The sequence below is a fragment of the uncultured Campylobacter sp. genome (genome assembly GCF_938045405.1).
Classification (GTDB): domain Bacteria; phylum Campylobacterota; class Campylobacteria; order Campylobacterales; family Campylobacteraceae; genus Campylobacter_B.
In genome coordinates, this window is the sequence record NZ_CALIMW010000025.1 from 1 (window position 1) to 8,556 (window position 8,556).

Annotated in this window: 13 protein-coding genes and 5 tRNA genes; 11 read left to right on the plus strand and 7 right to left on the minus strand. The window is 45.7% G+C overall.

Annotated features, from left to right (window positions below; genetic code table 11):
• From Q0140_RS00940 to Q0140_RS00965, 6 genes are all read left to right on the plus strand, one after another.
• Positions 1-1,156: Dyp-type peroxidase (locus Q0140_RS00940; RefSeq protein WP_297960676.1), on the plus strand; the 1,156-nt coding region annotated here is incomplete at its 5' end.
• Positions 1,157-1,187: 31 nt separating this feature from the next.
• Positions 1,188-1,802 (plus strand): hypothetical protein, encoded by a 615-nt coding sequence (locus Q0140_RS00945; RefSeq protein ID WP_297960679.1) that lies wholly within the window; start codon positions 1,188-1,190, stop codon positions 1,800-1,802.
• A complete protein-coding gene (locus tag Q0140_RS00950; RefSeq protein WP_297960682.1) occupies positions 1,765-2,127 on the plus strand; it encodes a hypothetical protein in 363 nt (120 codons plus the stop codon). The genes Q0140_RS00945 and Q0140_RS00950 overlap by 38 nt, the downstream gene beginning before the upstream one ends.
• 128 nt (positions 2,128-2,255) lie before the next feature.
• Positions 2,256-2,531 carry a hypothetical protein gene (locus Q0140_RS00955; protein ID WP_297960685.1) on the plus strand — a complete coding sequence of 92 codons (276 nt, stop codon included), beginning with the start codon at positions 2,256-2,258 and terminating at the stop codon, positions 2,529-2,531.
• Between the two features lie 264 nt (positions 2,532-2,795).
• The gene (locus tag Q0140_RS00960) at positions 2,796-2,957 is read left to right on the plus strand and encodes a hypothetical protein (protein ID WP_297943611.1); all 162 of its coding nucleotides are present in this window, start codon (positions 2,796-2,798) and stop codon (positions 2,955-2,957) included.
• 640 nt (positions 2,958-3,597) lie between these two features.
• Positions 3,598-4,314, plus strand: a complete 717-nt coding sequence (locus Q0140_RS00965; RefSeq protein ID WP_297960687.1) for a hypothetical protein — start codon at positions 3,598-3,600, stop codon at positions 4,312-4,314.
• A gap of 335 nt (positions 4,315-4,649) precedes the next feature.
• Here Q0140_RS00965 and Q0140_RS00970 read toward each other — a convergent pair whose 3' ends face one another.
• The 7 genes from Q0140_RS00970 to Q0140_RS01000 all read right to left on the minus strand — a co-directional run bounded on the left by Q0140_RS00970 (position 4,650) and on the right by Q0140_RS01000 (position 6,871).
• Positions 4,650-5,405: a PQQ-binding-like beta-propeller repeat protein gene (locus tag Q0140_RS00970; RefSeq protein ID WP_297960690.1), complete on the minus strand. Its 756-nt coding sequence runs from the start codon at positions 5,403-5,405 to the stop codon at positions 4,650-4,652.
• A 49-nt stretch (positions 5,406-5,454) separates the two neighbouring features.
• Positions 5,455-5,697: a hypothetical protein gene (locus tag Q0140_RS00975; RefSeq protein ID WP_297960693.1), complete on the minus strand. Its 243-nt coding sequence runs from the start codon at positions 5,695-5,697 to the stop codon at positions 5,455-5,457.
• A gap of 572 nt (positions 5,698-6,269) precedes the next feature.
• Positions 6,270-6,357 (minus strand) — tRNA-Ser (locus tag Q0140_RS00980).
• Positions 6,358-6,415: 58 nt separating this feature from the next.
• Positions 6,416-6,571 (minus strand): hypothetical protein, encoded by a 156-nt coding sequence (locus Q0140_RS00985; protein WP_297960696.1) that lies wholly within the window; start codon positions 6,569-6,571, stop codon positions 6,416-6,418.
• A 20-nt stretch (positions 6,572-6,591) separates the two neighbouring features.
• Positions 6,592-6,665, minus strand: a tRNA-Cys gene (locus Q0140_RS00990).
• Positions 6,666-6,681: 16 nt separating this feature from the next.
• Positions 6,682-6,768 (minus strand) — tRNA-Leu (locus tag Q0140_RS00995).
• Between the two features lie 28 nt (positions 6,769-6,796).
• Positions 6,797-6,871, minus strand: a tRNA-Gly gene (locus tag Q0140_RS01000).
• A gap of 135 nt (positions 6,872-7,006) precedes the next feature.
• On the opposite strand from Q0140_RS01000, the gene Q0140_RS01005 reads away from it, so the two are divergent.
• The 5 genes from Q0140_RS01005 to Q0140_RS01025 all read left to right on the plus strand — a co-directional run.
• Positions 7,007-7,082 (plus strand) — tRNA-Ala (locus tag Q0140_RS01005).
• A 185-nt stretch (positions 7,083-7,267) separates the two neighbouring features.
• Complete coding sequence (locus tag Q0140_RS01010) at positions 7,268-7,510, plus strand: hypothetical protein (RefSeq protein ID WP_297960698.1); 243 nt, start codon at positions 7,268-7,270, stop codon at positions 7,508-7,510.
• Between the two features lie 26 nt (positions 7,511-7,536).
• Entirely contained in the window at positions 7,537-7,911 is a 375-nt protein-coding gene (gene imm40 / locus Q0140_RS01015; protein WP_297960701.1) for an Imm40 family immunity protein, read from the plus strand.
• Positions 7,892-8,302, plus strand: coding sequence for a hypothetical protein (locus tag Q0140_RS01020; RefSeq protein WP_297960704.1), 411 nt, complete (start codon positions 7,892-7,894; stop codon positions 8,300-8,302). Before imm40 ends, Q0140_RS01020 begins: the two co-directional genes overlap by 20 nt.
• Before the next feature lie 4 nt (positions 8,303-8,306).
• Positions 8,307-8,556, plus strand: a 250-nt coding sequence (locus tag Q0140_RS01025) for a hypothetical protein (RefSeq protein ID WP_297960707.1), incomplete at its 3' end; no start/stop codon positions are given.

Genomic DNA, 8,556 nt, shown 5'->3' on the forward strand with positions numbered 1-8,556 from the left:
GTTGCACCTTAAAATTTTAAAATTTCATAAAATTCTACTCTACGGCATTCTACTCGTTTCAAATTTAGATCTGGAGGCTACGCTTGCAAAATTCTATCCACAAATTTCGTACCTAAATCCTGCGCAAATTCGACCCAAACGCGCGTTATTTACCGATATTGCGCTAAAATTCCTTTTAAATTTTACTTTAAAGGAGAGAAAAATGAGTGAAGAAAAAAGTTGCGCCTGTGCGCATGTCAAATCCCAAAACGTAACCGACGCGCCCGGCAACAACACCGTATTTATGATCTGGCGCTTTAACGCAGACAAAACCGCCTGCAAAAAGGCTTTCGAGGGCCTTTGCGGTTTGGTGATAAATTTAAACAAAACCGCCGTTACGAGATTCGGCGCGGCTAGCGAGACGAGCTGCGTGCTCGGCGTGGGCTTTGAGGCATGGAAAATGCTAAGCTTGCCAAAGCCTTTGCCGAAAGAGCTAAAAAATTTCGAAGAGATTAGAGGTGACAAGTACACTGCGCCCGCCACCGGCGGCGATATTCATATCCACATTAGAGCCGCGAATCAAGCCGTTTGCTACGATATGGCAAGCGAGATCAGAGCCGCGCTAAAGGATGTCGCGACATGCGAGGAGGAGATCTGTGGCTTCAAATACTACGACGGGCGCGCTATCATCGGCTTTGTGGACGGCACCGAAAATCCGCAAGGCGCAGATCGCGACTTTTTCGCCAAGGTAGGCGACGAGGATGCGGCGTATAAGGGCGGCAGCTACCTTTTCGTGCAGAAATATATTCACGATATGAGCGCATGGAACGCCGCGGGCGTCGCCGAGCAGGAGCGCGTCATCGGGCGTAGCAAACAAAACGACATCGAGATGAGCGAGGAGATAAAACCTAGCAACTCGCACTCCGCCGCAGCCAACGTCGGCGACGATAAAAAGGTCGTGCGCGGCAATATGCCGTTTGTGCAAGACGGCGAGACGGGAACCTACTTCATCGCCTACGCAAGTACCTTTAGCACGCTGGAGCTGATGCTTGAGAGTATGTTTATCGGCCGCCCGCGAGGCAACTACGACCGCCTACTGGATTTCAGCACCGCAAAGACGGGCGCGCTCTTTTTCGCTCCGACTTTCGATATGCTCGAGGCTTACGATGCGGGCTAAATTTAAATCACTTTAAATTTAAAGGCGCGCGATGTTTTGCGATCTAAGCCCGTATCAGAGCAGGCGCTGCAAAGAGATCATAGAGGGCAAAGTCAAAAATAGTGAAAACGTCAGGGGTCTGATAGAGTTCATAGACGCTAAATTTAAAGTTCGAGCGATCAGCGCGTTTTACGGCGCGGGCAAGAACTCGGCGTGGCTTAAGATCGTGCTTCGCTTCGATAAAGATGCCGCAAAAATCACCGATAAAAAGTGCATCGAGCGCTACCTTGCCCGCACGCCGCTTTTCGAGAAACTAAACGGACTTAAGAATTTTTATATCTCGGTCGAGTCCTTCGAGTCGCAGATCCGCACCGATCTGATCCAAGGCGCCGTAGAGGAGCTGCTGCGAAACCGAAGCGAGCTTTTAGCACCGCTTAAAATTTGGTATATCACAGCGGTGTCCGACGCGCCCGTAGTTTTTTATTTCACGAGGCAGGATGCGGCGCGCGGTGAAAGCAACGAAAAAATAGAGCGGCTGATAAGAAATTTTATAGAGAAAGCGCAGGACGCCAAATACCTGAGCCACATGAAATTTAAGCTCTATTTTGACAGCAAGGAGTTCGTGGATCTTGAGTGCGGCGGGAATTTGTTCTACTATTTCAAATAAAATTTTGCAAAGGAGCGAAAATGGATGCGAAGCTTTACAGAAGGTAACGCAGCTCTCGCGAGGGCTTGAGGAGGGCGGCGTGCAGAGCCTAAAAGCGGCACTTGAGGGCGATGGCGACGAGGTTAGCAAGACGCGAGCTCGCGTGATCTTGGGCGAATACTACGTGATGAAGGGCGAACCCGCGCAGGCTAGAAAGTATTTAGAGCCCGTGGCGCAAGACGCCGAGCGACTGCGAGATCAATACGACGATCTGCTGGACGATGAAATTTGCAGAGCCGATATGCTTTTGGATATGATCGAGCGCTTCGAGTTTTTGGCGGAGTAAAACGGCTCGCGATATGCGGCGGCGATAAAATTTTAAGATCGGAGCGAAATGTCAGACTACTCATTTGAAACTATAGAGCAAATGCTGCTAAAATGCGTAGCCGAGGGCGGCGAGCCCGAGCCCAGCTTTTGCTTGCATGCTTCGAGACTAACGCCCCATCGCGCAAGTTTATAGGCGAGCCAGAGCTTGGCTTTCGCCTGCACGGCGCGCAATACTTGATCATCACCTATGCGGATCGCTGCTCATTTCAAAGATACGCGGACGAGACGGGTGCAAACGCGAGTGGCGAGTGGTATTTCGTCACGCTGCGGGAACTCTACGCCGCGCTGCAGATAGACGGACGCTCACTAGAAGAGCTTTGGGACAAGGCGGATGATTTTTACTGCTTTGATTTTGAACTATAAGACCTCGAAATTTTATGCGGCGGTGCGGTAAGCGCACGCGGTACCGATACGTGGCGCTGATAAATTTTGAAAGGACGCAGACGGGCTCTGCTTAGGATTGTGTCGCTAAGGCGTACGGCGAGGACGGCAAATTTAGTGCGAGATTTGAAGGTCATGAGATGGCGATGGACGCGCCAAGCCTAGGCGGGCTGCGGCTTTATGCGAGCGCGTGGCTTTTGCAGGAGGGCATTAAATTTTTTCAGCAAGGAAGCCCGAGGCGGTAAAATGCGACTGAGCATCCGCCTGCTTGCCTACCGAGCAACACAACTTAAATTTAAACCTCAGTGCCGATCTTGGCAGGATAGGTCAAATTTTAGCAGTGATTGCGGCGATACTCGCGCCGCGACCTTACAACATCTGAGACTAGCGTGCATAAGTTTCATCTAATTGATGTAAGTTAGGCGCGGGCTTAAATTGAAGTAGATTCAATGGCGGCAGTGCGGACACAGAATGTCGCCGCAAGGTTTAAATTTAAAATGCAAAAAAAAGCGGCGGCGCGGACGAAAGCGCGCTGCGAGATCTAAAATTTAACCGAAGCGGCACTGAGAGCGAGTAAATTTTAATTAGCGAGCGCGCTACAGCGTGCTTTATGCCGGAGAGTTCGCGGTTTTTAGTGTTTGCCAAATGCACGTCTGATAAAATGCAGCTTGCAAAAATTGCAGCTGCAGTGTTATTTTCTAGCCTAGCGACAATAAATTCCGTAGTAATACAGCTCGCAAAGGTGCTGCGGCCGGCGGACATCGACCTTAAAACTTAGAGCCATCGGGCTGATCGTCCTTATCGGGCTTAGTTCCAGCCAGCGGGCATGAGTCTCTAAACCTGCGAGCGAGTGCAAGGAAGTCGTACAATTTCTATCTTCCAAATGCGACTTGCCCGCAATTTTGATCTTGTCAATTTTATGTAAAAAGCTTCTAGGCAGATGTCCGCGCGCTGTTTGACGATAAAATTTAAACGTAAAAGCAAAATTTAATCATCGCAAAACGCCCGAGCCGCTAGCGGTAAATTTTAAAATAAGAGCAAAAATTTAATGAAAAATTTTAACGATGAGCCGCAAGAATCGCAATCCGAACAAAATAACGCCGAGCGCCGAAATCCGCCGCAATTTGATAATAAACTCTTTGTCGTCAAAGACTACAACATAATAGTATTCTTTATTTATAACCTATTCTTCGCCCCCTTGGCGGTACCGGTGTTTCTATACATAGGGGATATTTTCCCATACTATACGCCGTTTGTTTTCGTAGCATTCGCCGTCATATCGTATCTAAACAGCGCCCATACGCGCCTTGTGCATTTGACGAACAGGAGTATCAACTACGTAAATAAAGGCAAAATCACGAAATCTATAAAATTTGATGAGATATCGCTCATAAAGCTCACCGCCACGCCGCTATTCGGACATATCGTGCCCGCTAGAAATTCCGTAGGTATTGTGTTTTCGTTCATCGTGATAGCCGTTGCGTTTGTCGGATTTTTACAAAGCCTTAGAGGATTTATAATTTTTATTATGAGCGCGGTGGGATTGATTTTGCCGTTTTTCGCCTCTAAGCTGATTTTTTCAAAGATCACGGAGGGGAAATTTAGCTTTCGTGCGATCGATACTTTGATCATCTATGACGGCAAGGGCGGATTTATCAGTTTTATGATGAGCGCGGCGGATTTTGAAAGGGTTTGCCGCTACATGCTGAAAGAGCGGCGGATCAGCCCGTCAAAATTTCAAAAGCAGTTTGTGATATTTCAATGAAACGGGCGTTGCGGTCAATATCATCGCCGAAGTTTGCCCGCGCACGCCGCAAAGTTCGATGGAATTTCGCGGCAGCTCGCACCACTTCGCGCCTTGAAATTTACCGCGACCGCTTTAAATTTTAAGGCGAGGGGTTTGAATTTCAGTTCGAAACGACGCGCCGGGCGAATAAATTTCATTTAGCGAGCGGGTCTGTGGCGATTTAAAATCGGACGCTTTTGGGTCATGACCGCGCCCCGCCGAACTAGGTAAATTCCATATCCAAAGCGTTCGGCGGCTCAAGGCTTGCGTTTAATTTAATCCACAATTACAAGCCGAATTTCAATCTGTCCAATTTAAATATCCGCGCAGACTGCGTGCATCGCGGCTCCATCGTTTGCCACGGCGTAGAGGCGCCCGCCGCTAGCGAGCATGATCTGATCCGAGCCGAATTGAAACTCGCCGAATTCCACCTCTTTTAAGATCGAGCCGTCGTCCGCGCTAATCAAAACGGGCTTATTACGGCGATCTGCGAGTAAAATTTTATCATCAAACCACGCAAAATGCTCGGTTCCGCCGGTGTCAAACTTAAAGATCACTTCGCCGCTTGCTGCGTCTACGGCGTATAGGTGCCCGCCCTTGCCCGCGGTGCCGAAATACAGCGTCTTGCATCCCTGCCGCTTACCTTGCGCATCAAAATGCACTGCTCCGCCGCGCAGGCAAACGGGCGTATATAGATACGCTCCTAACTTCAGCCGCCAAAGAATTTTACCTTTTGCGGCCGCTTTTTTGCGGGTTTGCTTGCCGCCGTTTGAAATTTTATCTTTTGCCTCGCTTGTTTCATCGCACGGATCGCTTTTGCTTTCTTTGCAAACAGCCGCCGCGCCGTCATTTTCGGAGGAATTTTTTAAATTTTCGCCCGCCAAGCCGCTAGAATTTAGCGTGCCGCCTAAAACAGCCGCCGCACCGTTTAAATTTGACCCACCTTGCGAAGCTCTGCACTCCATCATAAAGGGTGAACTCATCCGCACGGCAAAGCCGTCAAACTCGTAGGTTCGCGCATCGTTGTAGATCTGCTTCACGGGTGCAGGAGCGTCGCCAAGCTCGGCCATTTCGCCATCTTGTATTTTGATGAGTTTTGCGGGCGAATCGACGAAGCCCTCAGTATCTCGTATTTAGCACGAAGTGACCGTCCTGCGGGTAACAAAGCGCGGAGGCGGCGAAGAAAATTTCGCGCTGTTCGTAGGCGAGCACCGATCTTTTGTGCTCGCTAAAATCGCGTGAAAACGTATCTAGTAGCACGTAGCTGGGCGTTAGCTTTGCGGCGATATTTTGTTCGCTAGGAGCCGCGAAAGCAAAATGAACGAAGGCTATCCGCTCGCCCATCTCGTAAATGCCCGTCACGCCGTGTCCGCGAAACTCCACGCCCTACATCGCAAGAGGATATGATTTTAGCATTTGCGGCTCCTTAAAATTTGAAGCGATTATAGCTTAAATTTGGGCGCGAATTTTAAAATTTTGTATGCGCATTGAAATTTTACGGCGCGCACGTTAAATCATACGATGCGCACGCTAAAATTTTACGGCGCGCGTCATGGAATTTTAAATTTCGCGGAGCTTCCAAAATTTTACGCCCGGTACAATGAATGCTACGTCTTAAAAACTCATAACTAAATTTCGTTGCTAGATTTTCCATTCACTTTTATACCAGACGAACGCTCAAAGCTTAATGCCATTATATTATTTCACCATTGTGCACTACTTTGATTCAGACTGATCAATTAGGCCAACTATCGAAATCTTGGCTTTTTTCCTACGTATCTTTCTAGCATTCATTTGCGAATATGCTATTCTAGCTGCCTATTTACGCCGTATATCGTGAAGTAGAGTTTAAACGCAAAGAGCATTAAATGAAAATGAGTATAAATAAAATGTGAAAATTTGAAGTTAAAATGGAATTTCGGATTAGATTAAAATGGCCGGGAGATAGGGATTCGAACCCCAGGAGGCTTTCACCTCAACGGTTTTCAAGACCGCCGCTTTCGACCGCTCAGCCATCTCCCGATTAAGGGCGGGTAGACCCCGCCGAAAGTTCGCGCAGATCAAGATCTACACGTGGAATTTATTCGGTTTTTTCTCCGACCCACTCGGCGCCATTGTGAACCTTTTCTTTGGTCCATTGAGCCGCATTGTGTGAGTCCTCTTTTACGCCGTGCCAAGTATTAGAGCACCCGCCAAAAACCATCAATGCCAAAAGAGCCGCTAGTATGTATCTCATAATAACTCCTTTTTAGGATCTGGAGGCGACACCCGGATTCGAACCGGGGATCAAAGCTTTGCAGGCTCATGCCTTACCACTTGGCTATGTCGCCACGCCGGCTTATTAGGTGGTGCCCGGAGCCGGACTTGAACCGGCACGGAAAAAATTCCGAGGGATTTTAAGTCCCTTGCGTCTACCGATTCCGCCATCCGGGCACGTTTAATACAAAAACAGAATGTAAAATGGAGCGGGAAACGAGAGTCGAACTCGCGACATCAACCATGGCAAGGTTGCGCTCTACCACTGAGCTATTCCCGCGCAAAGAAATGAAATATTACCCAATGCAAGCTTAAAATTTCATTTTATAGCGGCCTTTGCGGAGAAAATTTTGGCGTAGCGCCGGAATTTAAAAATTTTGTAAGTAAAATAATGTAAAATTACAAAATCTTTATTGGGGTTATAGCTCAGCTGGGAGAGCGCTTGAATGGCATTCAAGAGGTCGGCGGTTCGATCCCGCTTAACTCCACCATTTAAGCTATTTTTAAGTTTAAATCACTTCTTTTAAATATCTTTTGCTTCCTTTGAATGCCGATATTTAGGGCTTTTAGTAATTTTTGATTTTTTTGTTTCTTTTTATGTTATAATTGTTTTAGAATAATTCAGTTGTTTATTAGGTTGGTTAAAACCTATTATGTCAGTTTTACAGAAAGAGCAATGATATCGTCTAAAAGCCCTTTTACGTATATATTACATAAAACCAAAAACGGCATAAGCGAGAACTATATCGCAAAAATCGTTAAGATGAACGAAAGATATATACTTCCATCTTTTGACGAGCGCGATGCAAATACGATAAAGTATAGTGATATTTTAGATTTAAACCAAAATAATCCGAGTTCTAGTCGTCTCAAAGCGCTTCATCACCTAATAAACGATATAGAAAAGTCTTTGCAATAAATTAAATTTTAATGGAAGGAGAGATTATGTCATTTATAGATGAAGATTACGTAAATATCGTGCCGCAAGATTTGCTAGAACGCGGTATACGCCTAAGAGAGGAGTACGGAATTTATGATATCGCTTGGAGATTCGACGATGTAATGGAGGTGCTTAAAATCACAAAAAGCAAAGATATGGTTATCGTCGGAGGAGACGTATATCGCCTAAGCGGTAATGAGCCCATCATCACATACGATAGCTGGAGCATTAAAGATGGAGATGACGGTGACGATGCATTCGAACTAGCGGTTCGATACATCACTAATTATCGCGCCAGAAACGGAGATGACTTTGCATACTGCCCGGCTATCGGTCCATATACCATCCTACAGGAGCCAAATGAACCAACAGAAAAATGATCAATTTTTTATAAACAAGAGTTTACCGCCTAACGTAGAAAGATGGCTTAACATAATGCTTCGATATAAATTTAAAGGCAGAGATGAATTAATATCTCATCTCAGACTTATAAAGATCGATAGCGTGATAAAGGAAGTAGGTTATATGCTAATAAAATTTAAAGAGCCTAAAGGTACGGAAAAGCTATCGTTAGAAAATTTCCCGATAAACACTACAGTAATAGATATTATGGTGTTCACAAAAGGAGAATATGAAACCAACTTCTTACTCTACAATAACGATTATGTAAGTAGGCTAGAGATTTATAATGTTGCAAGCGAAGCATATCTTGAATTAGAAAATTTTGAGAATATTCAATTTTATAATTTTGATGAAAATAAATATGAATAAGTGCTTGAAATTAATAGTAGCCCTATTTTGTGTCAATATAATGGCTGCGAGCTTATTAAAAGCAAATAACCTCGTAAGCTACAAGGGCTCAAAGCTCTCAAGCATAAATGCCAACTACTCCAGATCCAAATCAAGCACTATAAAATTTAAAAATTCCCAACAAGGAAATAAAATGAAATTTTTAAGGCAATACAAAAGCATTATTCTATTACCATTTTTGCTGATTATTTCGTTTTTTGTTTTTCGTATGATTT